Annotated in this window: 23 protein-coding genes and 3 tRNA genes; 14 read left to right on the top strand and 12 right to left on the bottom strand. The window is 68.0% G+C overall.

All coding sequences use genetic code 11. From position 1 onward, the window contains the following. The 6 genes from BGN98_RS01750 to BGN98_RS01775 form a co-directional block, all read left to right on the top strand. The coding region (locus tag BGN98_RS01750) for a toprim domain-containing protein (RefSeq protein WP_288119157.1) at window positions 1–1291 on the top strand (1291 nt) is incomplete at its 5' end. Between the two features lie 54 nt (window positions 1292–1345). Further along, complete coding sequence (gene gyrA / locus BGN98_RS01755; RefSeq protein ID WP_204948117.1) at window positions 1346–3922, top strand: DNA gyrase subunit A; 2577 nt, start codon at window positions 1346–1348, stop codon at window positions 3920–3922. Next, on the top strand, window positions 3919–4320 hold the full coding sequence (locus BGN98_RS01760) for a DUF3566 domain-containing protein (protein WP_036288844.1): 402 nt from the start codon (window positions 3919–3921) through the stop codon (window positions 4318–4320). The genes gyrA and BGN98_RS01760 overlap by 4 nt, the downstream gene beginning before the upstream one ends. 69 nt (window positions 4321–4389) lie before the next feature. Then, window positions 4390–4466: transfer RNA gene (locus BGN98_RS01765), tRNA-Ile, on the top strand. Window positions 4467–4477: 11 nt separating this feature from the next. Continuing rightward, window positions 4478–4550 (top strand) — tRNA-Ala (locus tag BGN98_RS01770). Window positions 4551–4687: 137 nt separating this feature from the next. Beyond that, on the top strand, window positions 4688–4978 hold the full coding sequence (locus BGN98_RS01775) for a YdeI/OmpD-associated family protein (RefSeq protein ID WP_036288842.1): 291 nt from the start codon (window positions 4688–4690) through the stop codon (window positions 4976–4978). 14 nt (window positions 4979–4992) lie between these two features. Here the strand turns inward: BGN98_RS01775 and BGN98_RS01780 are convergent, their stop codons facing one another. Continuing rightward, window positions 4993–5838, bottom strand: coding sequence for a helix-turn-helix transcriptional regulator (locus BGN98_RS01780; RefSeq protein ID WP_288119159.1), 846 nt, complete (start codon window positions 5836–5838; stop codon window positions 4993–4995). 76 nt (window positions 5839–5914) lie between these two features. Here BGN98_RS01780 and ilvD point away from each other — a divergent pair, with 76 nt between their 5' ends. Continuing rightward, complete coding sequence (gene ilvD, locus BGN98_RS01785; protein WP_288119161.1) at window positions 5915–7813, top strand: dihydroxy-acid dehydratase; 1899 nt, start codon at window positions 5915–5917, stop codon at window positions 7811–7813. Window positions 7814–7976: 163 nt separating this feature from the next. Continuing rightward, complete coding sequence (locus tag BGN98_RS01790) at window positions 7977–8414, top strand: NUDIX hydrolase (protein WP_288119163.1); 438 nt, start codon at window positions 7977–7979, stop codon at window positions 8412–8414. A gap of 18 nt (window positions 8415–8432) precedes the next feature. Here the strand turns inward: BGN98_RS01790 and BGN98_RS01795 are convergent, their stop codons facing one another. Together BGN98_RS01795 and BGN98_RS01800 are read right to left on the bottom strand one after the other, a co-directional pair. Further along, on the bottom strand, window positions 8433–8912 hold the full coding sequence (locus BGN98_RS01795; protein ID WP_288119165.1) for an aminoacyl-tRNA deacylase: 480 nt from the start codon (window positions 8910–8912) through the stop codon (window positions 8433–8435). A 66-nt stretch (window positions 8913–8978) separates the two neighbouring features. After that, complete coding sequence (locus BGN98_RS01800; protein ID WP_016463829.1) at window positions 8979–9548, bottom strand: hypothetical protein; 570 nt, start codon at window positions 9546–9548, stop codon at window positions 8979–8981. 91 nt (window positions 9549–9639) lie between these two features. Between BGN98_RS01800 and BGN98_RS01805 the strand changes: the two genes are divergently transcribed. Continuing rightward, window positions 9640–10197 carry a peptidylprolyl isomerase gene (locus BGN98_RS01805; RefSeq protein ID WP_036282703.1) on the top strand — a complete coding sequence of 186 codons (558 nt, stop codon included), beginning with the start codon at window positions 9640–9642 and terminating at the stop codon, window positions 10195–10197. Window positions 10198–10217: 20 nt separating this feature from the next. Continuing rightward, entirely contained in the window at window positions 10218–11063 is an 846-nt protein-coding gene (locus BGN98_RS01810; RefSeq protein WP_288119169.1) for a rhomboid family intramembrane serine protease, read from the top strand. A gap of 106 nt (window positions 11064–11169) precedes the next feature. Here BGN98_RS01810 and BGN98_RS01815 read toward each other — a convergent pair whose 3' ends face one another. Then, complete coding sequence (locus BGN98_RS01815) at window positions 11170–11409, bottom strand: cell division protein CrgA (protein ID WP_005054721.1); 240 nt, start codon at window positions 11407–11409, stop codon at window positions 11170–11172. 55 nt (window positions 11410–11464) lie between these two features. On the opposite strand from BGN98_RS01815, the gene BGN98_RS01820 reads away from it, so the two are divergent. From BGN98_RS01820 to BGN98_RS01830, 3 genes are read left to right on the top strand one after another with little or no spacing between them, the layout of a single operon-like run. Continuing rightward, window positions 11465–12388, top strand: a complete 924-nt coding sequence (locus BGN98_RS01820; protein WP_288119170.1) for a class E sortase — start codon at window positions 11465–11467, stop codon at window positions 12386–12388. Further along, entirely contained in the window at window positions 12388–12546 is a 159-nt protein-coding gene (locus BGN98_RS01825) for a hypothetical protein (RefSeq protein WP_005054725.1), read from the top strand. The genes BGN98_RS01820 and BGN98_RS01825 overlap by 1 nt, the downstream gene beginning before the upstream one ends. After that, on the top strand, window positions 12527–13237 hold the full coding sequence (locus BGN98_RS01830) for a glutamine amidotransferase-related protein (RefSeq protein ID WP_288119172.1): 711 nt from the start codon (window positions 12527–12529) through the stop codon (window positions 13235–13237). Before BGN98_RS01825 ends, BGN98_RS01830 begins: the two co-directional genes overlap by 20 nt. Here BGN98_RS01830 and pknB read toward each other — a convergent pair. From pknB to BGN98_RS01865, 7 genes are all read right to left on the bottom strand, one after another. After that, a complete protein-coding gene (gene pknB, locus BGN98_RS01835) occupies window positions 13172–14875 on the bottom strand; it encodes a Stk1 family PASTA domain-containing Ser/Thr kinase (RefSeq protein ID WP_005054728.1) in 1704 nt (567 codons plus the stop codon). The two genes, BGN98_RS01830 and pknB, sit on opposite strands and share 66 nt — an antisense overlap. Window positions 14876–14979: 104 nt before the next feature. Next, complete coding sequence (locus BGN98_RS01840) at window positions 14980–16713, bottom strand: serine/threonine-protein kinase (RefSeq protein ID WP_288119174.1); 1734 nt, start codon at window positions 16711–16713, stop codon at window positions 14980–14982. Next, the gene (locus tag BGN98_RS01845) at window positions 16710–18170 is read right to left on the bottom strand and encodes a peptidoglycan D,D-transpeptidase FtsI family protein (protein ID WP_288119176.1); all 1461 of its coding nucleotides are present in this window, start codon (window positions 18168–18170) and stop codon (window positions 16710–16712) included. The genes BGN98_RS01840 and BGN98_RS01845 overlap by 4 nt, the downstream gene beginning before the upstream one ends. Then, window positions 18167–19558 carry an FtsW/RodA/SpoVE family cell cycle protein gene (locus tag BGN98_RS01850; protein WP_036286770.1) on the bottom strand — a complete coding sequence of 464 codons (1392 nt, stop codon included), beginning with the start codon at window positions 19556–19558 and terminating at the stop codon, window positions 18167–18169. Before BGN98_RS01850 ends, BGN98_RS01845 begins: the two co-directional genes overlap by 4 nt. After that, entirely contained in the window at window positions 19555–20793 is a 1239-nt protein-coding gene (locus BGN98_RS01855; protein ID WP_288119179.1) for a PP2C family protein-serine/threonine phosphatase, read from the bottom strand. The genes BGN98_RS01850 and BGN98_RS01855 overlap by 4 nt, the downstream gene beginning before the upstream one ends. Before the next feature lie 10 nt (window positions 20794–20803). Next, on the bottom strand, window positions 20804–21355 hold the full coding sequence (locus BGN98_RS01860) for an FHA domain-containing protein FhaB/FipA (protein WP_288119181.1): 552 nt from the start codon (window positions 21353–21355) through the stop codon (window positions 20804–20806). After that, window positions 21352–22083, bottom strand: a complete 732-nt coding sequence (locus tag BGN98_RS01865; RefSeq protein ID WP_005054740.1) for an FHA domain-containing protein — start codon at window positions 22081–22083, stop codon at window positions 21352–21354. Before BGN98_RS01865 ends, BGN98_RS01860 begins: the two co-directional genes overlap by 4 nt. A 208-nt stretch (window positions 22084–22291) precedes the next feature. Between BGN98_RS01865 and BGN98_RS01870 the strand changes: the two genes are divergently transcribed. Further along, window positions 22292–22375 (top strand) — tRNA-Leu (locus BGN98_RS01870). Window positions 22376–22458: 83 nt separating this feature from the next. On the opposite strand, the gene BGN98_RS01875 is transcribed toward BGN98_RS01870, so the two are convergent. Continuing rightward, window positions 22459–22750, bottom strand: a 292-nt coding sequence (locus BGN98_RS01875; RefSeq protein ID WP_353681697.1) for an FCD domain-containing protein, incomplete at its 5' end; no start/stop codon positions are given.

Consider the following 22750-nt stretch of genomic DNA (forward strand, 5'->3'; position numbering starts at 1 on the left):
CTTCCACTACGAGCGCGGCCTCGTCGACTACGTCGAGTACCTCAACAAGATTCGCAAGGCTGAGGTCGTCAACGACGAGATCATCGAGGTCGAATCCGAAGACACCGAACGGCACATCTCGCTCGAGCTCGCGATGCAGTGGACGACGAGCTACACGGAGAACGTCTTCACCTTCGCGAACACGATCAACACCCACGAGGGCGGCACCCACGAAGAGGGCTTCCGCGCCGCGATGACGACGTACATCAACAAGTACGCGCGGGAGAAGGGCCTGCTCAAGGAGAAGGACGACAACCTCACGGGTGAAGACATCCGTGAAGGGCTCACCGCGGTCATCTCCGTGAAGCTGTCCGAGCCGCAGTTCGAGGGGCAGACCAAGACGAAGCTCGGCAACACCGAGGCGAAAGCGTTCGTGCAGAAGGTCGTCGGCGATCAGCTGACCGACTGGCTCGACCGCAACCCCGCCCAGGCCAAGCGCGTCATCATGAAGGCGATCGATGCCGCGACCGCGCGACTGGCCGCCCGCAAGGCGCGCGAGACCGCGCGACGCAAGAGCGTTTTCGAGTCGGCATCCATGCCCGACAAGCTCAAGGACTGCACGAGCAAGGACCCGTCGATCAGTGAGATCTTCCTCGTCGAGGGCGACTCGGCCGGCGGTTCGGCTGTCCGCGGTCGCGACCCCGAGACGCAGGCGATCCTGTCGCTGCGCGGCAAGGTGCTCAACGTCGAGAAGGCGCGGCTGGACCGCGCCCTCGGCAACAACGAGATCCAGGCGATCATCTCCGCGTTCGGCTGCGGTATCGGCGAGGACTTCGACGTCGCGAAGGCGCGCTATCACAAGATCGTGCTGATGGCCGATGCCGACGTCGACGGGCAGCACATCACGACGCTGCTGCTGACGCTGCTGTTCCGTTACATGCGCGGACTCATCGAGGCTGGGTTCGTCTATCTCGCCATGCCGCCGCTGTTCCGGCTGAAGTGGTCCAACGCCGAGCACGAGTACGTGTTCAGCGATCGGGAGCGCGATGCGCTCCTGGCTGACGGTCTGGCCAACGGAAAGCGGATGCCGAAGGACTCCGGCATCCAGCGCTATAAGGGTCTCGGCGAGATGAACCCGAAGGAGCTGTGGGAGACGACCATGGATCACAGCACCCGCACCCTCCGGCAGGTGACGATCGACGACGCGGCCGCCGCGGATGAGATCTTCTCGGTGCTGATGGGTGAGGACGTGGAGTCGCGCCGGAGCTTCATCCAGCGCAACGCCAAGGACGTCCGCTTCCTCGACATCTGATCCATTCCATTCACCTGCAGCGGTAGCACGGCAGCCCCGTGAGAACGAGAAGACATGACTGACGAAGAACGCCCCGACCCGACCGCCGGCCACAACCACGGCAACATCGACCAGGTCGATCTCCAGGTCGAGATGCAGCGCAGCTACCTCGACTACGCGATGAGCGTCATCGTCGGCCGCGCGCTGCCGCGCGTCGAAGACGGTCTGAAGCCGGTGCACCGGCGCGTCATCTATGGGATGTATGACGGCGGGTACCGTCCCGACAAGAGCTTCAACAAGTGCGCCCGCGTCGTCGGCGAGGTCATGGGCCAGTACCACCCGCACGGTGACAGCGCGATCTACGACGCGCTCGTGCGCCTCGTGCAGCCGTGGTCGCTGCGCTACCCGCTGGCCGACGGTCAGGGAAACTTCGGATCCCCGGGCAACCAGGGTGCGGCCGCGCCGCGGTACACCGAAACGAAGATGGCCGCGCTGGCGATGGAGATGGTCCGCGACATCGACGAGGACACCGTCGACTTCGAGGACAACTACGACGGCAAGACCCAGGAGCCCGTCGTCCTGCCCTCGCGCTTCCCGAACCTGCTGGTCAACGGCTCGGTCGGCATCGCGGTCGGCATGGCCACCAACATCCCGCCTCACAACCTGCGGGAGGTCGCCGACGGAGCGCTGTGGGCGCTGGAGAACCCGGATGCCACCCGCGAGGAGCTGCTCGAGGCGCTCATGGGCCGCATCCACGGTCCCGACTTCCCGACGGGCGCCCAGATCCTGGGCACGAAGGGCATCCGCGAGGCTCAGCGCACCGGCCGCGGCTCGATCACGATGCGTGCCGTCGTGAACGTCGAGGAGATCCAGGGCCGCACGTGCCTGGTGATCACTGAGCTCCCCTACCAGGTGAACCCCGACAACGTCGCGCTGAAGATCCGCGACCTCGCCCGCGACGGTCGCATCACCGGCATCGCCGACATCCGCGACGAGACGAGCGACCGCACGGGCCAGCGCCTCGTCATCGTCCTGAAGCGGGATGCCGTCGCCAAGGTCGTCCTGAACAACCTGTACAAGCACACGCAGCTGCAGGAGAACTTCGGCGCCAACATGCTGGCGATCGTGGACGGTGTGCCACGCACCCTGGCCCTCGACGGCTTCATCTCCTACTGGATCGACCATCAGGTCGAGGTCATCGTGCGGCGCACGCGCTTCCGTCTGCGCAAGGCCGAAGAGCGCATGCACATCCTGCGCGCGTACCTCAAGGCGCTCGATGCGCTGGACGAGGTCATCGCACTCATCCGCCGCTCGCCCACGGTCGACGAGGCGCGCGAGGGTCTGAAGTCGCTGCTCGCGATCGACGATGTGCAGGCCGATGCGATCCTCGCGATGCAGCTGCGCCGCCTGGCGGCGCTCGAGCGTCAGAAGATCATCGACGAGGCCACCGAGCTGGAGGCGCAGATCGCCGATCTGAACGACATCCTCGTCACGCCGGGTCGTCAGCGCACGATCATCGCCGCAGAGCTCACGGGCATCGTGGACAAGTTCGGCGACGAGCGGCGCACGACGATCCTGCACGGCTTCGATGGCGACATGTCGATGGAAGACCTCATCCCCGAAGAGGAGATGGTCATCACCGTCACCCGCGATGGGTACATCAAGCGCACACGCAGTGACAACTACCGTTCGCAGCACCGCGGCGGCAAGGGTGTCAAGGGCGCCCAGCTGCGGGCGGACGATGTGGTCGAGCATTTCTTCGTGACGACCACGCACCACTGGCTGCTGTTCTTCACCACGAAGGGTCGCGTCTACCGGTCCAAGGCGTACGAGGTGCCCGAGGCCGGCCGCGATGCGAAGGGTCAGCACGTCGCGAACCTGCTGGCGCTGCAGCCGGGTGAGGAGATCGCGCAGATCCTGGACATCCGCGACTACAAGGTCGCGCAGTACCTGGTGCTGGCCACCCGCGACGGCAAGATCAAGAAGACCTTCCTCAGCGAGTACGACACCAACCGTCAGGGCGGGATCATCGCGATCCGCCTGCGCGGGCAGGACGAGGAGGACGGCGACGAGGTCGTCAGCGCGCTGCTCGTGGACGACACCGACGACATCCTGCTCATCTCGCGCCAGGGCATGTCGCTGCGGTTCACCGCGACCGACGAGTCGCTGCGCCCCATGGGACGCTCGACGGAGGGTGTGAAGGGGATGTCGTTCCGTGAGGGCGATACGCTCCTGTCGGCATCCGTCGCGAAGGACGATGCCTACGTATTCGTCGTGACCGAAGGCGGGTACGCCAAGCGCACCGCTGTCGACCAGTACCGCCTCCAGGGACGTGGCGGACTGGGCATCAAGGTCGCCAAGCTGAACGAGGATCGGGGCGACCTGGCGGGCGGTCTGATCGTCGGTGAGGACGACGAGGTCTTGGTGGTTCTTGCCAGCGGCAAGGTGGTACGCTCTGCCGTGGCCGAGGTGCCTGCGAAGGGTCGCGACACCATGGGAGTGGTCTTCGCCCGTCCCGACGACGACGATCGCATCCTCGCGATTGCACGGAACTCGGAGCGAGCGCTCCGAGCGGAGCAGGACCCGGCCGAGACCACCGACGCCGAAGACTCCCCCGCTTCGCGCCCCGAAGGAAGTGACACCGACGCATGAGCACGGTAGCCGACAAGCTCGCCAAGAAGTCATCCAGTAAGACCAGCGCCAAGCAGGTGCGTCTGCGCCTCGTGTACGTGGACTTCTGGTCCGCCGTGAAGCTGTCCTTCCTCGCCGCGGTCGCCATCGCGATCGTCACCGTGGTGGCCAGCTTCCTGATCTACACGGTGCTCAGCACGACGGGACTGATCGGCAAGCTCGACGACCTTTTCAAGGCGTTCGACGACAACTTCAAGTTGAGCGATGTGATCAACCTCGCACAGGTCATGGCGTTCTCCTCGGTGGTCGCCATCCTGAACCTGATCGTGATCACGGTGCTGGGTGCCGTCGTCGCCGGGATCTACAACCTGATGGTCAAGGTGACCGGCGGACTGCTCGTCGGCTTCACATCCAACTGACCGATTTTTTGTTTGCCCGCTCGTCGGGTAAAGTCTTGGAGGTTGACGGCGGCAACGCCGCCTCCGGACGGGGCTATAGCTCAGGCGGTTAGAGCGCTTCACTGATAATGAAGAGGTCCCAGGTTCAAGTCCTGGTAGCCCCACCAAACACCCGTCCGGGGCCTTAGCTCAGTTGGTAGAGCGCCTGCTTTGCAAGCAGGATGTCAGGAGTTCGAATCTCCTAGGCTCCACAGTTTTTCTCGCGACACCATCGCTTCACCGATGGACCTGCTGGGCATGCTCACCTCTCTGCACGGCGTCGCGACCGGCCCGTCGTCCGCCGCGGGGTCGTGGGCGGTCTTCCGCGTGGAGGGGGCATACTCGCAGCATGCGGTTCGAAACGACGCACTTCCAGCAGGGAAACAACACCGGCATCATGGTTCCCCCCGGCCTCGCCGGCGGTGACGCGATCGAGGTCACCCTCGAGCTCGACACGGCACCGCGGACGGTCGAGGTCCCGGACGATCTCGCCGTCGCCTTGGACGATGCGGGGATCCGCGCGCGCTTCGACGCGCTCGCTCCCAGCGCGCGCAAGGCGCACGTCACGAACGTCGTCTCGGCCAAGTCAGATGAGACCCGCACGCGACGCATCGCCGCGATCGTCGCGATGCTCGCCTGAGCGGCGGCGCAGCCTCAGTCCTTCGTGCGCGCGAAGCGCCGTCGGGTCTCGGCATCCGCGACGTAGACGACGAGCTGCAGATCGAGGTGGTCGGAAGGCCGCAGCTGGTGGTGCTCGAACACGAGCCGGCCGAGCTCGGGATGACGGAACACGCGCTCGCGTGAGACGAAACCGCCGACGCCGTGCTCGTTCCAGCGGGTGTCGAAGTCGACGCTCGCCGCGCGGAGCCGAGAGATGAGGTCGAGGTAGCGGGGATCACTCAGGCGCGGTCCGGCCTCCGCCCGGAACTCGGCGAGGAAGCGCCGGCTCGTGTCGTCCCAATCGTCCAGCAGCGAGCGCACGGACGGGTCGGTGAAGACGAGCCACAGCAGGTTGCGGTTCTCCCCCGCGGTCGTGGCGACCCCGGGGTACAGCCGCTCGTACGCCTTGTTCCATCCGGCGATCCCCCAATCCGGGGCGAGCGCGTAGGCGGGATGCTCGTCGAGCGCATCGAGGAAGCGCTGTACCTGAGCGGGGGCGATGTCCACGGCATCCGCCCGCGTGGCCGGCCGCGGTGCGAGACCGACGAGACTCAGCACATAGTCGTGCTCTGCGTCGGTCAGCCGCAGCGTCGTCGCGACCGCATCCAAGACCTGCCGCGAGGGGTTGATGTCGCGCCCCTGCTCGAGCCAGGTGTACCAGGTGACGCTCACACCCGACAGGTACGAGACTTCCTCGCGCCGCAGGCCCACGGCACGACCGCGGCCGGCCGGCGGCAGTCCGTAGGCGGTGCGGTCGAGGCGCTCGCGCTGTCTACGCAGAAACGAACCGAGCTCCTGCCGCTGCTGACGGCCGTCGTCGCGCGCACCATCCTCACTCACCCCATAAACCTAGTACTGCCACTACTAGGAGCAACGCAGACTTCCGGAGGTGCGCCACGGCATCCAGAGTGGAATCATGCCCACCCCTCTGCGCTCCCGCACCGTCACGCACGGCCGCAACGCCGCCGGTGCCCGTGCCCTGTTCCGCGCCGCCGGCGTCAATGCGGCCGACTTCGGCAAGCCGATGATCGCCGTCGCCAACAGCTTCACCGAGTTCGTGCCCGGCCACACGCACCTGCAGCCGGTGGGTCGCATCGTCTCCGACGCCATCACCGCGGCCGGCGGCATCCCGCGCGAGTTCAACACGATCGCCGTCGACGACGGCATCGCCATGGGCCACGGCGGCATGCTGTACTCGCTGCCCTCACGCGACCTGATCGCCGACTCCGTCGAATACATGGTCAACGCGCACCAGGCCGACGCGCTCGTGTGCATCTCCAACTGCGACAAGATCACCCCCGGCATGCTGATGGCGGCGCTGCGCCTGAACATCCCGACCGTCTTCGTCTCGGGCGGCCCGATGGAGTCGGGACGGGCGACCCTCGTCGACGGCACGGTGCGCACCCTCGATCTCGTCGACGCGATCTCCGAGGCGGCGAACGACACGGTCTCGGATGCCGACATCCAGCGCATCGAGGAGAACGCCTGCCCCACCTGCGGGTCATGCTCGGGCATGTTCACGGCCAACTCGATGAACTGCCTGGTCGAGGCCCTCGGCCTGGCCCTCCCCGGCAACGGATCGGTGCTCGCGACGCACACGGCCCGTCGCGCCCTCTACGAGAAGGCCGGCGAGGTCGCGGTGCAGATCACGCGCGCGTTCTACGACGAGGACGACGCCTCGGTACTCCCGCGTGCGGTCGCGAGCCCCGCCGCCTTCGCCAACGCGATGGCCCTCGACATCGCCATGGGCGGATCGACCAACACGATCCTCCACCTGCTGGCCGCGGCTCACGAGGCCGGCATTGACTTCGGCCTCGATGAGATCGACGCCATCTCGCGTCGCGTGCCCTGCCTTGCGAAGATCGCGCCCAACCCGGCCTACGGCCGCATGTACTACATGGAGGACGTCCACCGCGCCGGCGGCATCCCCACGATCCTCGGCGAGCTGCACCGCGCGGGGCTGCTCAACTCCGACGTGTCGTCGATCCACTCGCCCTCGCTCGAGGCGTGGCTTGCCGAGTGGGACGTGCGCGGCGGTACGGCGTCTGAGACCGCCCACGACCTGTGGCATGCGGCGCCCGGCGGGGTGCGCTCCTCGAGTGCGTTCTCACAGTCCGAGCGCTGGGCGAGCCTGGATGAGGATGCCGAGAACGGCTGCATCCGCTCCGCCGCACACGCCTACTCCGCCGACGGCGGCCTCGCGGTGCTGCGGGGCAACCTCGCCATCGACGGCGCCGTCGTCAAGACCGCCGGTGTCGACCCGTCGATCCTCGTCTTCTCGGGCCCGGCCGTCGTGTGCGAGTCGCAGGAGGAGGCGGTGGCGAAGATCCTCGGCAAGAAGGTGCAACCCGGCGATGTCGTCGTCATCCGCTACGAGGGTCCCAAGGGCGGACCCGGCATGCAGGAGATGCTGCACCCCACCTCGTTCCTCAAGGGCCGCGGCCTGGGCAAGGTGTGCGCGCTGGTCACCGATGGCCGCTTCTCGGGCGGCACGTCGGGCCTGTCGATCGGTCACGTCTCGCCGGAGGCGGCGAGCGGCGGCATCATCGCCCTCGTCGAGGACGGCGACATCGTCGACATCGACATCCCCTCACGCTCGATGAGCCTGCGGGTCGACGATGACGAGTTGGAGCGCCGTCGCGCCCGGCTGCTCGACGCGGGCGGCTACGCACCGAAGGATCGGCAGCGTCCCGTGTCGCTGGCGCTGCGGGCCTACGCGGCGATGGCGACCTCGGCCGACCGCGGAGCGGTCCGCGATGTCGAATCCGTCGAACGCGCGCTGCGCGAACGCGAGCTGCGCACCGCCGCCGTCTGAGCCTCGGACGCGACGTTCCGTATTCAGTCTCCGCCATCCAGCCGCCGCAGAGCTCGCCGGTCCTTCCGGTATGCCCGGCCGGTGCTCATCGCACCGGGACTGAGTACGGAACGGAGGGAAGAGGACTCCCGTGCGATGCAGCCTCGACCGCTAGGCTCACGGAATGGACTTGCGGGTTGCCGCCTACGCCGTCGTCGTCGACGAGTCCGACCGCGTGCTGCTCGCTCACTGGCACCAGGGGCGCCGGGGAGCCTGGACGATGCCCGGAGGCGGCTTGGAAGACGGCGAGGATCCGGTGGATGCCGCGCGCCGCGAGGTCCGGGAGGAGACGGGGTTCCGCGTGCGTATCGGGGCGCTTCTCGGCATCCACTCTCGTGTGATCCCCGCGAACCGCCGCATCTTCGCGGACGACCCCGAACCGCTGCACACGCTGCGCATCGTCTACCGGGCGGAGGTGACCGGCGGGCAGCTGCGTTACGAGCGGAACGGATCGACCGATCGTGCGGAGTGGTTCGCCCTCACCGCGCTCCCGGCGCAACGGGTGAAGCTCGTCGACATCGCACTCGAGATGGCCGGCCTGCCCGTCGCCAGGGCGAGCTGACCCGGCTGAGCGCCGCGCTCAGCCAGCCGACGCCGGTTGGGAGATGTCGGCGACCGTCGCGTCGTACGCACGGATGAGGTCGTCGGCGTAGACGAACAGGCTGTAGCCGTGTGCCCCGGCACCCATCGCGATACGCCGCCCCACGATCGACGCGTCCGCGTACACCGGCCAGTCGTTGGCGCTGCCGATCGGCACGATCGTCCCGCGCTCGTAGCCGGTCGCGGCCAGAGCGAGCTCCGGCTCGGGGAGCCTCAGCTTGTTCACCCCGACGAGGGCCCGCAACTTCGGCCAGGAGATCGCGAGATCTCCGGGGATCAGCGCGAACAGGTACGTGTCGTCCGACTTCTTGACCACGAGGGTCTTGACGATGTCGGCAGGCTGCAGGCCGAGCAGGCTCGCCGCCTCCGCGAGGCTGGATGCCGCGGGCCGCTCACGCAACTCGATGTCGAGACCGCGAGCCGCGGCGGCGGTGCGCACGCGTTCGAGCGGATCGGTCATGGCGTTTCGACTCGCTGCGCTCGCTCGACGACCGGGGGCTGCGGGAGCTCGACGACCGGGGGCTGATCAGGCATCCGGGGCGCGCAGCGGGTCGTCCGCCACCCACAGCTCGTCGTCGGCGCGCAGTGTCTGCCACGCGGCGTAGACCACACCGGCCGCGGCGGCGATGCCGAGGAGAATCGCGATGACGCCGCCGGCGCCCAGGCTCTTCTTCGGAGCGGGGACGCTCAGCTGCTTCGTCGCCTTCTTGCCGTACTTGTCGGCCTTCTTCTGGATGGCGGCGAGGTCGATCGAGCCGAAGCCACGACCCGCGGCCAGATCATGACGCTTCTCGGTCGCGGCATCCCACACCGACAGCGCGGAACCGATCAGCGCACCCGCCGTCGGCACGACCTTGTCGTTGTAGACCTTCTTGGAGGTCGCGACGCCCTGCTCGACATACGGCGCCGCGTACTTCTCGTACGTGTGCTGCACGGTCGGCACGACCTGCTCGCGGTTGTAGTTGCCGAGCTGACGACCGGCCTCGCGGGCGACCTCGCCCGCCTGTCCGATCAGGACCTGCTGCGACTCCCACAGCGTGTTCGCCTGGTGCTGGAGCTTGCGGAGTTCCTTCTTGCGCTTGCGGCTGAGGCTCACGGTGCCCTCCCTGGGTTCCGGCTGGGTTTCATCCCATCTTGCCAGACCTGCCGGGCCTCGCGAGGGGTTGACAGGTGAGAGAATGCTAGGCATGCCGATCCACACCGCCGTCGCGACCATCCACACCAACCACGGCGACATCGTCGTCAACCTCTTCGGAGACCACGCACCGCGCACCGTGCAGAACTTCACCGGTCTCGCCGACGGCTCGCAGGCCTGGACGCACCCGGCGACCGGCAAGCCGGGCGAAGGCCCGCTCTACAAGGACGTCATCTTCCACCGCATCATCCCGAACTTCATGATCCAGGGCGGCGACCCGCTCGGTCAGGGCGTCGGGGGACCCGGCTACAACTTCAACGACGAGATCCACCCCGAGCTCACCTTCGGTGCCCCCTACCTGCTGGCGATGGCCAACGCGGGCCTGCGCCGCAACGCCATCACGGGCAAGGCCGAGGGCACCAACGGCTCGCAGTTCTTCATCACGACCGATCCGACGCCGTGGCTCAACGGCAAGCACACGATCTTCGGCGAGGTCGCCGACGATGCTTCGCGTGCCGTCGTCGACGCGATCTCGGCCGTTCCGACCGCCGCGGGCGACCGCCCGATCGAGCCCGTCGTGATCAGCTCGATCGACGTCGTCCCCGCCTGAGCAGAGCGGAACCGGCCCGCGTGACCGACTCCGACATCCGCACCAATCCGGACAACTTCTGCTACCGGCATCCGGATCGGCAGAGCTTCGTGCTCTGTCAGCGGTGTCTGCGCACGATCTGCGGAGAGTGCCAGACACCGCTTCCGGTGGGAGTCATCTGCCCGGAGTGCCTCGCCGAACAGCGCAAGGCGGCGTCGGCGAGTGTCACGCGGATGCCGCGTCGACGCCCGTCCGGTATCGACGGAAAGCCCGTCGTGACGTACACGTTGGTCATCGTCACCAGCGTGTTCTACCTGATCGGACTGATCCCCGGCATCGGTCTCTATGTGCAGAGCCTGCTCGCCTTCCACGCGCAGCTGGCGTACGTGCAGCCGTGGCGACTGCTGACGGTGACACTCGTTCACGCGAGCATCTTCCACATCGCCTTCAACATGCTCGCGTTGTGGGCGCTCGGACGCAGTCTCGAGCCGCTGCTCGGAAGGTGGCGCTTCCTCGCGCTCTACCTGCTGAGCGCTCTCGGGGGCTCGGTCCTGACGGCGCTGCTCGCCCCGAACACCTGGGTCGTCGGCGCTTCCGGTGCGGTCTGGGGATTGCTCGGCGCGATGTTCGTCATCGGCCGTCACCTCGGCGCCAACGTCACGGCGATCGCCGTGCTGCTCGGGATCAACCTGGTGATCACGTTCCTGCCGGGATCGAACATCGCCTGGCAGGCGCACATCGGCGGCGGTCTGGTCGGCGCCTTGATCGGCGTCATCTTCGCGCGCACGCGCAAGATCCGCCAGCGCGCGCTGCAGATCTGGCTGCTGGTCGCCGTGGGCGTCGGCCTGCTGGGTGCGCTGGCTGTTCCGCTCTACCTGTACGCCTAAACCGTCAGCCGCGAGTTATCCACAGGTTCATCCACAGATGGGGATGAATCACACCCGTGTAATTCACAGGCCATGACACCTGTGGAAAGACCGCGGATGCCGGTGATCAGCGCCAGCGCGTCGTCATCAGGAACCCGATGAAGGCGATCCCGAAGCCGATGACGAGGTTCCACCCGGCGATGCCGGGGATCGGCAGCGCCTGGTTGCTCAGGTAGAACACGATCACCCACAGCAGACCCAGGATCATGAGCCCGAGCATGATGGGCTTGAACCACACCGGGTTGGGTGCGGATTCCCCCTCGCCGTATTCCGCGACCTGCTCGTCGTGCTTTCCTGAACGCGCCATGGCCACGATTCTACCTGGCAGGTCTCCCTCAGCCACGCTGTGCGACAATCACAGCGTGAAGGACGGCACCGGCGACAACGCAGCTGAGGGTATCGGCTCGCTCGAGCACACGTCTCGGCGTGCCCGCCGTCTTGCCGCGCAGTCGGAGGAATCGGGGCCGACCACTCCGGCAGAGCCGAGCACCCAGGAGCCGGAGGGCGCGTCCGCGCCAATGCGCGCGGCGAAGCCGCGACGGCGGGCCTCGTTCCTCGGCGTCCTCGGTGAGCTGCTCATCACGGCGGGCGTCATCGCACTGCTCTACGTCGCGTGGCAGATGTGGATCGGTGACTGGATCATCGGATCGCAGAAGCACACGGAGGCCAGCGCCCTCTCGCAGAGCTGGCTGCAGCAGGCATCGCAGAGCCCGACGGCATCCGACACCCCCACGCCGTCGCCGAGTGCGAGTTCCTCGCCCGCGGCTGCCGCACCGGTCGTCCCGGTGATGGCGCAGAAGGACTACGGTCAGCAGTTCGGGGTGATGTTCGTGCCCCGCTTCGGACCGAACTGGCAGTTCACGGTGGCCGCGGGAACGGGTCGCCACGACATCCTCGACGCCGGTAAGATCGGTCACTACACCGACACCGCCATGCCCGGAGCCGTCGGCAACACCGTGTACGCCGCACACCGGTGGACCTCGGGCGCACCGTTCGACCCGATCGACAAGCTCGTGATCGGCGACGCGATCGTCATCCAGACCCCGGACGGCTGGTACACCTACCGCTTCCGCACCCTCGAGTACGTGCAGGCGACGCAGGTGGAGGTCCTGCTGCCCGTTCCGCAGCAGGTGGGCATGGCAGCCAACGGCCGCTATCTCACACTGACCAGCTGCGCCCCGAAGCTCAACATGCTCGAGCGCATCATCGCGTACGCCGTGTTCGAGAGCTTCACTCCGACCTCGGCGGGACCGCCCGCCTCGCTCACCCAGGGAGTGTCCGCCTGATGTATGCCGCCCTCTGGCGTGTTCTTCCCGGCCCGGCCTGGGTGCGCATCCTCATTCTGCTGGTTCTGCTCGCCGCCGTGCTCTACGGGCTGTTCTGGTACGTGTTCCCGTGGGTCGGTCAGTTCGTCAATCCGCAGGATGCCACGGTCGGCGGCTGACGGGGGACGAATCCTCGTCGTCGACAACCGCGACAGCTTCGTCCACACGCTCGTCGGCTACCTGCACGAGCTGGGCGCGACGACCGACATGGCCGAAGCAGATGCCGTCGAGGACCCCGTGGCCTTGGTAGCCCCGTATGCGGGAGTGCTGATCTCGCCCGGACCCGGCTCGCCGGAGGATGCCGGGGCATCGATCGGGATCGTGCATGCGGTCGCGGCCGCGGGCATCCCCCTGCTGGGGGTGTGCCTGGGCCACCAGGTGCTCGGGGCGGCGTTCGGCGCGGCGGTCGCCGAGGCCCCGCAGCTGCGCCACGGCACGACATCGCGGGTCTGGCATGACGGCGCGTTCCCCTTCGCCGGACTGCCGTCGCCCTTCTCGGCGACGCGCTACCACTCTCTCGCGGTCGTTCCGCACTCGCTGCCCGCCGAGCTCGAGGTGACCGCGCATACGTCGTCCGGAGTCATCATGGGCCTCGCCCACCGTGAGCTGCCGCTCTGGGGTGTGCAGTTCCATCCCGAGTCGGTGCTCACCGAGGGCGGGCACCAGTTGTTGGGCTCATGGTTGGAGCGCGTCGGGATCGCCGGCGCTGCAGCGCGCGGCCGCGGGCTGCAGCCGCTGCGGGGATCACTTACCGGTGCAGACGCGGAGCTCGACCGTCGAGTGGATCGGCACATCGCCCGGGGGCAGTGACTGTCCGGCGACGATCGGCGTCGAGCCCACGGCGGGACACGACGGGTCCTCGACGACGCTCGCGGTGAGTTTGAGGTCGGCGGACGTGAGGTCCCTGGTCGCCGCATCGACGGTATAGCCGACGAGGTTCACCAGAGCGACCTTGCCGCTGGCGACCGTGAGGTTGACGCGCGTTCCGACCGGGATCTGCGTGCCCACGGTCTGGTCGGCCGAGATGACGATGCCCTGGGCGAGGTCGGGATCGCTGCGTGTCGTCACGGCGCCCAGCTGCAATCCGACGGCCTTCAGGGCGGCTTCTGCGTCTGTCGACGACTTTCCGGTGATGTTGGGCATGGCGCTGGTCTGCTGCCCCGTCGAGACGTAGACCGTGATCGTCTGGCCGGGGGCCACGATGGTGCCCGCGGCGGGATCGGTGCGGATGACGTTGCCCGAGACGATCGCGTTGTCGCTCTGGTCGACGCGCTTCGCCTGCAGATCCTGACCCACCAACTTCTCGCTCGCGCGGTCCCACGACATGTCGACGACGTCCTCGACGACGCGCGAGTTCTGCGGTACCGCGGCGCCGGGACGAATCGTGATGACCCAGATCAGCACCGAGATCAGCACGACGGCGAGCAGTGCCACCCCGGCCCAGATCCACGCGGCCGGGGGTCCTGCCTGCGTCCGTCGCATGGTCGTGTCGGCGGTCAGCTGGCGCAGCGACCGGGCCGTCTCTGCGGCCTGCCGCGGGTTCGCGCCGTAGAGCTCGCTGGCCAGCGCGCCGACCTGCTTCTTCGTCGGGGTGTGACCGTCGACCGTGGCGTCGAGCGCCTGGCGGAACGATGCCGCGTCCTGGTAGCGCTGGAACGGGTCCTTGGCCAGAGCGCGCAGCGCGACGGCGTCGATCGAGCGGGGGATCGCGTCGACCAGTTCGGAGGGGGGAAGAGGCGTCTCGCTGACGTGCTGATAGGCGACCGCAACCGGAGACTCGCCGCGGAAAGGCTGGCGACCGGTGAGCAGCTCGTACAGCACGATGCCGGCCGAGTAGAGGTCGGCGCGCGCATCGACCGGCTCACCCTTCGCCTGCTCCGGCGACAGGTAGGCCGCGGTGCCGATGATGGCTGTGGTCTCGGCGACGGTCGAGGAGGAGTCGGACACGGCGCGGGCGATGCCGAAGTCCATCACCTTCACCTGGCCGCCGGCGGTGATCATGACGTTGCCGGGCTTGATGTCGCGATGGACGACGCCGGCGCGATGCGAATACTCGAGCGCTTCGAGGATGCCGTCGACGTAGCGGATGGCCTCACCGACCGGAACGCCGCCGTCGCTGACGACATCCTTCAGGAGGGTGCCCTCCACGAGTTCCATCACGATGTACGGAACGGGGTGCGTCGAGCCGTCGGGGTCGGTCTCGGCATCCTCACCGGCGTCGTAGACGCGGACGATCGCGGGGTGCGACATTCGCGAGGCCGACTGCGCCTCGAGCCGGAATCGGGTGCGGAACGCGCTGTCTTCGGCGAGCTCCCGCTTGAGGATCTTGATGGCCACCTGACGCCCGAGGGTCAGGTCCTGCCCGCGGTACACGGTGGCCATGCCTCCGCGGCCGATGAGTTCATCGACGCGGTACCGCTCGGACAGCACACGCGGATCTGCAGACACTTCTCTCCCCTGGGCTGACTCATAGCCAGCCTAATAGAACCCTCCTGTGCGACCCCTGGACCCTTACGCCCGCGACCCCCACCCCGAGGACGCGGGCCGCGCTCTCAGGGAGCGACCGGCGTGCCCGTGGGCGTGCTCGTCGTCGGGATCGGCGCCTGACCCTCCTGGGAATCCGGGCTCGTGCGGTCGCCGCACTGCGCGCTGTACTTCACGAGGATCAACGATCCCGGCTGCACGTTCTTGTCGGCCGTCACCTGAAGGCTCCGCGGCGCGGTGGGCGACTGATACGTCGTGCTGTTGTTCGCGTTGAAGGTGCCGTTGATGACGGTGAAGTTGTACGCGGTCACCGACGATCCGGCCGGGCATCCACTGAACGCCTCCCAGGTCACGGTGAAGGTCTGCGACCCCTTCGGGTCGTTCGTCACCGTCGGCGGGTTCGGCGTGCCGATCGGGCTCATCTCGTCGTAGAAGGTGACCGTGATGATGGTGCCGAGTGGAACATCGCCGCGCGTGGGGTTGGTCTGGTAGATCTTTCCGACCTGGTCCTGGCTCGGCGCGGCCGAGCCGCGCTCGCATGTCATGTCTACCTTGGCAGCCTTGGCGGCGGTCTGCGCCTCGTCACACGTCTTGCCGATGAGCTGGAGGCTGTCGATGGCCACTGTCGTGGGACTCGCCGAGGGTGACGGGGGCGTCGCGGAGCGGCTGGGCGTCGAGGATGTCGAGGAACTCGTCGTCGGCGCGGGCTGCGCGCCCTGATTCGCGAAGAGGGCGAACAGGGTGCCGCCGAGCACGATGAGCAGCAGCGCGATGAGCGCGACCAGCGGCCACGTCCACGGGCTGCGCTTCTTCTTCTGTGGCTCGTCCGCGGCGTCGGCGGCCGCGACGGCGCCCACCGCGCCCGCCGTCGGCAGCAGACGTGTGGCCTCCTGGGTCGCGACGCCCGGCGTGAGGAGCTTGGTCGCCTCGTCCATGGCCATGCCGCCGGCGATCGCCGGGACGATGGCCGCCGCGCCGGCGACATCGCCGCGACGAAGTGCGGTCGCCGCGCGGGCGACCGCCGAGGCGGTCGCGGGACGGTCCTCGGGCTTCTTCGCGATCATGCTCATCACGAAGTTGCGCACCGGTTCGGCGATGGTGGCGGCCAGCGGCGGCGGGGTGTCGTTGATCTGCGCCATCGCGATCGCCACCTGCGACTCCCCGGTGAAGGGACGCTTGCCGGCGAGGCACTCGTACGCGACGATCCCCAGCGAGTAGATGTCGGTCGCAGGGGATGCCGGGTGGCCGGACGCCTGCTCGGGCGACAGGTACTGCACGGTGCCCATCACCTGGCCGGTCGCCGTCAGCGGCACCTGATCGGCGATGCGGGCGATGCCGAAGTCGGTGATCTTCACGCGGCCGTCGGGGGTGATCAGGAGGTTGCCGGGCTTGATGTCACGGTGGACGAGACCCGCCGCGTGCGCGGCCTGCAGGGCCGCGGCGGTCTGCGCGACGATGTCGAGGGTCTTGTCGGTGGACAGCGAGCCCTCGCGCTCGAGGATGGTCGACAGGGCTTCCCCGGGGACGAGCTCCATCACGAGGAAGGCGGAGCCGTTCTCCTCGCCGTAGTCGAAGACGCTCGCGATCCCCTCGTGGTTGACGAGCGCCGCGTGGCGGGCCTCGGCACGGAAGCGCTCCAGGAAGCCCGGGTCTCCCATGTACTCGTCTTTGAGGATCTTGATCGCGACGGTGCGTCCGATCACATGGTCGGTGGCGTCCCAGACCTCACCCATGCCGCCGATCGCGATCCGCGAATCCAGCTCGTAGCGTCCACCGAAGCTCACACCCTGTGTCGGTCTCATCTGCTCAGCACCGCCTCCATGACTTTCTTCGCGATTGGAGCCGCGATCCCGTTGCTCGTGCCGGACTGCCCGAGACCTCCGCCGTTTTCCACCATCACGGCGACGACCACTTTCGGGTCGTTGGCCGGGGCGAAGCCCGTGAACCAGAGAGTGTACGGATCCGAGGGTCCGTGCTCCGCGGTACCGGTCTTCCCGGCCACGTCGACCCCGTCTATTGTTGCACCGCTGGCCGCGCCGTCACGGACATTGGAGATCATCAGCGAGGTCATCGTCGCGGCATCCGTCGTGCTGAGCGCACGGCCCAGCTCGGTGTCGGTGAACGTCTCCTGCACGGTCAGATCGGGCGCCACGACGCGGTCGACTATGCGTGGCTTCATGACCATGCCGCCGTTGGCGATGCCGGCGGCCACCATCGCCATCTGCAGCGGGGTGGCGGTGACGCTGCCCTGCCCGAACCCCGTCAGGGCGACCTTGTCGGCCGAGAGGGCGCCCGTCGGGTATGCCGAGGTGACGACGCCGAGCGGGATGTCGATGCTCGCGTTGTTGAAGCCGTACTTCTCGGCTTCGGCGCGCAGCGCGTCCTGACCGAGGGCGACGGCGAGCTGCGCCATCGGGATGTTGCAGCTCAGGCGCAGGGCGGTCGCGATGGTGACCTGATCGCCCGGGCCGCACGTGTTGCCGTCGAAGTTGCGGATCGAGGTCGACGTGCCCGGCAGCGTGTAGGTCGCGGGGTTCGGGAAGGTCGAGTCGGGCGTGAACTTGCCCGATGCCAGCGCTGCCGAGACGACGACGAGCTTGAAGGTCGACCCGGGTGGGTTCAGCGTGCCGATGGCGCGGTTGTCGAGCGGGTTGACCGCGGCGTTCATCAGCTGGTCGTAGGTCGTGTTGACCTGCTGCGCGTTGTGCACGGCCATCACGTTGGTGTCGTAGCTCGGGCTCGTGACCATCGCGAGAACGCGCCCGGTCTTGGGCTCGAGGGCGACGACGGCGCCCTGATAGGTGCCGAGCGCGTCGAAGGCGGCCTTCTGGATGGCCGGGTCGAGGGTGAGCAGCACGTTGGAGCCGCGCGCGGGCTGCCCCGTGATGATCTGATCGACGCGCGAGAGGAACTGCGAGTTGGCGGTGCCCGAGAGCTCCTTGTTCATCGCCTGCTCGAGTCCGGTCACCGAGTTCAGCAGCGGGTTCATGTAGCCGGTCACCGGCGCCCACATCTGGGGGTCGGCGTACTGGCGCTGCCAGGCGTACACGTCGTCGCTGGGCACGGAGTCGGCGATGACGGTGTCGCCGGCGATGATCGACCCGCGCTGCACCTCGAACGAGTCGTAGAGCGCGCGCTTGTTGAGCGGGTTCTCGCTGAGATCGCCGGCCTGGACGACCTGGATCCAGCTGGTCGCGCCGAACAGGGCCACGAACATGGCGAGCATGATCAGCGACAGCCGTCGCAGTTCGCGGGTCATCCGATCACCACCCGGGGGCGCGAGCGCACGGCATCCGAGATGCGCAGCAGCAACGCGACGACGATCCAGTTGGCCACCAGAGACGATCCGCCCGCCGCGAGGAACGGGGTCGTCAGCCCCGTCAGGGGGATGAGTCGGGTGACGCCGCCGACCATGATGAACACCTGGAGCGCGATGGTGAACGACAGTCCGGTGGCCAGCAGCTTTCCGAAGTCGTCCTGGCCGGCGATGCCGATGCGGATGCCGCGACTGGTGAACACCATGTACAGGCAGAGGATCGCGAAGACGCCGATGAGCCCCAGCTCTTCGCCGATGCTGGGGAAGATGTAGTCGCTCTGCGACAGGGGCGTCAGCCCCGGGCGGCCCCGGCCGAGGCCCGTGCCGAGCAGGCCGCCCTCGGACAGGCCGAAGATGCCGCTCACGAGCTGATAGCTGCCGCCCGCGCTGTCGATGACGGCGGGGTTGAAGGCGTCCAGCCAGTTCTGGAAGCGCCCTCCCACGTAGCTGAGCACCTGCGAGGCGATCAGGGCGCCGCCGACGGCTAGCAGCAGACCGAGCACCGCCCAGCTCGTCTTGCCCGTGGCGACGTAGATCATCGCGATGAACATGCCGAACATGAGCAGACCCGTGCCGAGATCGCGCTGGAAGACGATGATCGCCATCGAGGCGAGCCAGATGAGCAGGAGCGGTCCGAGCTCGCGGGCACGCGGCCACGTCATGCCGAGGAAGCGCGTACCGACCGAGGTGAGCGCCTCGCGCGTGCGCACGAGGTAGCCGGCGAAGAAGATGGCCAACGCGATCTTCGCCAGCTCGCCGGGCTGGAAGGAGAAGAGGCCACCGATGGAGATCCACACATCGGCGTTGGCGTCGGTGCCCAGCCCCGGCACGAAGGGGAGCACGAGCAGCAGGATGCCGACGAAGCCGAAGACGTACGTGTAGCGGAACAGCACGCGGTAGTTCTTCAGGAAGATCACGATCGCGACCGCCGCGGCGCTCGCGATGGCCAGCCACACCAGCTGGCGGGTCGAGAGGGCGTCCCACCCGGTGCTCTGGTCCTCGATGTCGATGCGGTAGATCATCGCCAGGCCGAGACCCGACAGCACGGTCGCGATGGGGACGACGAACGGGTCGGCTTGCGACGCTTTGAAGCGCAGCACGATGTGCAGTCCGAGCACCAGCACGGTCAGTGCGCCGCAGTAGTAGAGGAACGTCCAGTCGATGTGGCCGAGCGCGCCCAGCTGCACGAGGGCGACGGCGGCGCCGTTGATCGCGAAGGCGAACAGCAGCAGACCGAGTTCGCGGTTGCGCTGCGTCTGCGGCATCCGGAGCTTTCGCAGCGCCTTCACGACCGTCGTGTCTGCCTGGACGGTGTCTGTCGCCGAGCTCATCGTTGACCCTCCAGAGTGGTGCGCAGGGTGTCGACGATCTGCTCGGCGTCCGAGAGCGAGCGCGCCGAGATCGTCGAGGTCACCGCGAGACGCTGGTAGAAGGGCAGGTCGTTCAGCACGATGCCCGTGTCCTCGTAGACGGACGACAGCGAGATCGGGCCGATGTCCTGCTGGATGCCGCGGTAGATGACGACGGTGTCGGCGTCGGCGCCGACGAAGTACCGCGTCTGGGTCCAGCCGTAGGCACCGAGAGCCGCTGCCGAGAGGGCGGCGAGAATCGCGATCAGGCCGACGACCCACCAGATGCGCCGACGCCGCGCACGGCGACGGTCTTCTTCGATGAGTTCCTCGAGGAACTCTGCGGCGGGCTCGAAGTGCGTCGGCTCGTTGGCGGCCTGGCGGGCGGTGTGCAACCAGCTGGTGCGCCCGGGGCGGGCGGCCGGCACGTCGACGCCCTGCGGGTTGGATGCCGAGCCGACGATCGTCGCGGTGCCGCTGAACATCGGGTGGCTGCCGCCGACGTCCACGATGACGACGGTGACGTTGTCGGGGGCTCCGCCGTCGAGCGCCTGCTTGAGCAGGAGGTCGGCGGTGCGGCCCGGCGGATAGTGGTGGCCGAGCACCTTGCTGGTGTGCGCGTCGTCGACGACGCCGGAGAGGCCGTCGGAGCAGAGCAGCCAGCGGTCACCGGGCTGGGTCGGCATGATGAACGTGTCGACCTCGGGGTCGGGGTCCATGTCGCCGAGCACGCGCATGAGCACGGAGCGGCGCGGGTGGTAGCGCGCCTCTTCGGGAGTGATGCGACCGGAGTCGACGAGCCGCTGCACGAAGGTGTGGTCGGTGGTGATCTGGGTGAGCGCATCGTCGCGGTAGAGATAGATGCGCGAGTCGCCGATGTGGGCGATCACGGCGTAGTCGTCCACCATGATGAGGCCGCTGACGGTGGTGCCCATGCCGGCGAGTTCGGGTCGGCGCGCGACGGTGTCGATCAGCACCCCCGCGGTCGAGGAGATGGCTTCCTGCAGCGCCTGCTCGGCGTCCGCGGTCGAGGCGTAGGGGTGATCGAGATTCTTGAGGCGGTGGACGGCGATGCTCGAGGCGACGTCACCCCCGGCATGGCCCCCCATGCCGTCGGCGACGACGAAGAGGTTCGAGCCGGCGTAGCCCGAATCCTGATTGTTGGAGCGCACCTTCCCCGTATGGGAGATGGCGACGCTCGATCCCTCGAAGACCATGAGAGGCGGGCTACTTCCTCAGCTCGAACGTCGTCGCGCCGACCTTGATCGGCGCTCCCACGCGAACGGGAACCGGCGTGCTTACGCGGGCACCGTCGTGCCAGGTGCCGTTGGTGGAGTCGAGGTCCTGGATCATCCACTGGTCGCCCCACAGCAGGAGGCGCGCGTGGTGGCTGGAAGTGTAGTCGTCGCGGATCACGAGACCCGACTCGCTCGAGCGGCCGATCGTGAGCGCCTCCGAGCCGAGCGGAAGCTCGAGGCCGGCTTTCGGGCCGCTCGTGATCACGATGCGCGACACGGCGTCGCGGGTCGCCTTCTGCGGGCTGCCTGCGTTCGGCGCGGCGGCAGGAGTCGCGGGGGCGATGGGTGCCGTTGCCGCCTGAGCGGCGGGCGGTGCGGATGCCGCGGCTGCGACGCCCACGCCGGCGGCCGCGGGTTCGGGGAGCTTTCGCACTTTGACGCCGAAGAGGTCTGCGCGCAAGGAGTAGACGACGGCGAAGACGAAGAACCACAGCAGGATCAGGAAGCCGATCTGCAGCAGCAGGAGAGTCAACTCGCTCACGCGGGTCCTCCGATTCCAAAGGCGCGGGTCGCGTCGGCGGCAGAGGTCGTGGGGCGAGGGGGCGCGGCCTGTGCGATGACGCGGAAGACGATGTCGGTGCGGCCGATCGTGACCACCGAGTCGGGGGGCAGCGGCGCTTCGGCGATCTTCGTGCCGTTCAGCTGCGTGCCGTTGGTCGAGCCCATGTCGCGCACCATGGCGCGCTCGCCGTCCCAGAGGATCTCGACGTGACGACGGCTGGTCCCGGCATCCGGGATCGTGATGTCGGCGTCGCTGCCGCGCCCGATGACGGTGCGCCCCTTCGCGAGGGTGTGCGAGGCTCCGGCGATCTCGACGACGCCGCGCCAGGCGACCTGGCCGGCCGCGGTCTGCGAGGCTACGCGCAGCGTGCCCGTCGAGAGGGTGGGGTCACCGGCCAAAGCGATGGTGACGGGACCGGCGAAGCTGAACCCCTGCGCCTTTGCGTGGGCGTCGACGAGGGTGTGCAGTTCGGAGTCGAGCGCGCTGCCCAGACCCAGCATGCGCTCGGCATCCGCCGGCGACATGCGCACCTCGAAGGTGTTCGGGGCGAGAATGCGGTCGCGGCTGACGACAGCAGCCTTCGCGTCGAGTTCGCTGCGCAGGGCGGCCGCGATCTCGACGGGCTGAATGCCGCTACGGAAGGACTTCGCGAACGCGCTATTGACTGCGCGCTCGAGTCCCTTCTCGAAGCTGTCCAGTAGTCCCACAGGGCTCCTCAGGATCGCCGACCGGTGCGTACATGCTAGTTGCACAGGCTGAGCAGACGCGGAACGCGCCGAGCTGGCGCGCGCTCAACGACCGGGAGGTGGCCGGGCCCGTGCGTGGAGCGAGGCAGGCACAGCCGAGTCGAAACGGGTCTCGGGGCGTGATATCCTTGGGAAGTTGAATCCGTGAGATCTTCGGATGTCGCGGCTCGCGCGAGTGGCGGAATAGGCAGACGCGCTGGCTTCAGGTGCCAGTGCCCGAAAGGGCGTGGGGGTTCAACTCCCCCCTCGCGCACAGGACGTGCGAACGAAGAGGCCGGGCCGGACATCAGATCCAGGCCCGGCCTCTTCGTCGATGTACCCCCGGCCGAACGGGCCTCACGGGTGCGCGGGCCGTGCGGCGCCGGGCGTGACGCCGTACAGCCGCCGGATGGTCTCTTCGGCGCCGGCCGCATCGCGCGCCGAGATCCGGTCACGCAGCAGCTGCCAGTTCTCGCGGCGCGGCGCGGCCTCGGCCCGGACCCCCGACCATCCGCGCATATTGCGTTCGACGACGATCGAGGTCTCATGGATGATCGTGTCGAACACACTGTTGCCGGTCGCCCGCGCAGCGACGATGCCCAGGCGGGATGCCGCGGAGAACACACCGGCCGCGTCGCCCGTGTCGATG

Origin of the sequence: Microbacterium sp. 69-7 (genome assembly GCF_001897985.1) — a bacterium.
Taxonomy (GTDB): Bacteria; Actinomycetota; Actinomycetes; order Actinomycetales; family Microbacteriaceae; genus Microbacterium; species Microbacterium laevaniformans.

Bases quoted from the DNA above. Each gene is read 5' to 3' on its own strand.
- gyrA (WP_204948117.1), top strand. From the start codon at position 1,346: ATGACTGACGAAGAACGCCCCGACCCGACCGCCGGCCACAACCACGGC.
- BGN98_RS01760 (WP_036288844.1), top strand. From the start codon at position 3,919: ATGAGCACGGTAGCCGACAAGCTCGCCAAGAAGTCATCCAGTAAGACC.
- BGN98_RS01775 (WP_036288842.1), top strand. From the start codon at position 4,688: ATGCGGTTCGAAACGACGCACTTCCAGCAGGGAAACAACACCGGCATC.
- ilvD (WP_288119161.1), top strand. From the start codon at position 5,915: ATGCCCACCCCTCTGCGCTCCCGCACCGTCACGCACGGCCGCAACGCC.
- BGN98_RS01790 (WP_288119163.1), top strand. From the start codon at position 7,977: ATGGACTTGCGGGTTGCCGCCTACGCCGTCGTCGTCGACGAGTCCGAC.
- BGN98_RS01795 (WP_288119165.1), bottom strand. From the start codon at position 8,912: ATGACCGATCCGCTCGAACGCGTGCGCACCGCCGCCGCGGCTCGCGGT.
- BGN98_RS01805 (WP_036282703.1), top strand. From the start codon at position 9,640: ATGCCGATCCACACCGCCGTCGCGACCATCCACACCAACCACGGCGAC.
- BGN98_RS01815 (WP_005054721.1), bottom strand. From the start codon at position 11,409: ATGGCGCGTTCAGGAAAGCACGACGAGCAGGTCGCGGAATACGGCGAG.
- BGN98_RS01825 (WP_005054725.1), top strand. From the start codon at position 12,388: ATGTATGCCGCCCTCTGGCGTGTTCTTCCCGGCCCGGCCTGGGTGCGC.
- BGN98_RS01830 (WP_288119172.1), top strand. From the start codon at position 12,527: ATGCCACGGTCGGCGGCTGACGGGGGACGAATCCTCGTCGTCGACAAC.
- BGN98_RS01840 (WP_288119174.1), bottom strand. From the start codon at position 16,713: ATGAGACCGACACAGGGTGTGAGCTTCGGTGGACGCTACGAGCTGGAT.
- BGN98_RS01845 (WP_288119176.1), bottom strand. From the start codon at position 18,170: ATGACCCGCGAACTGCGACGGCTGTCGCTGATCATGCTCGCCATGTTC.
- BGN98_RS01850 (WP_036286770.1), bottom strand. From the start codon at position 19,558: ATGAGCTCGGCGACAGACACCGTCCAGGCAGACACGACGGTCGTGAAG.
- BGN98_RS01855 (WP_288119179.1), bottom strand. From the start codon at position 20,793: ATGGTCTTCGAGGGATCGAGCGTCGCCATCTCCCATACGGGGAAGGTG.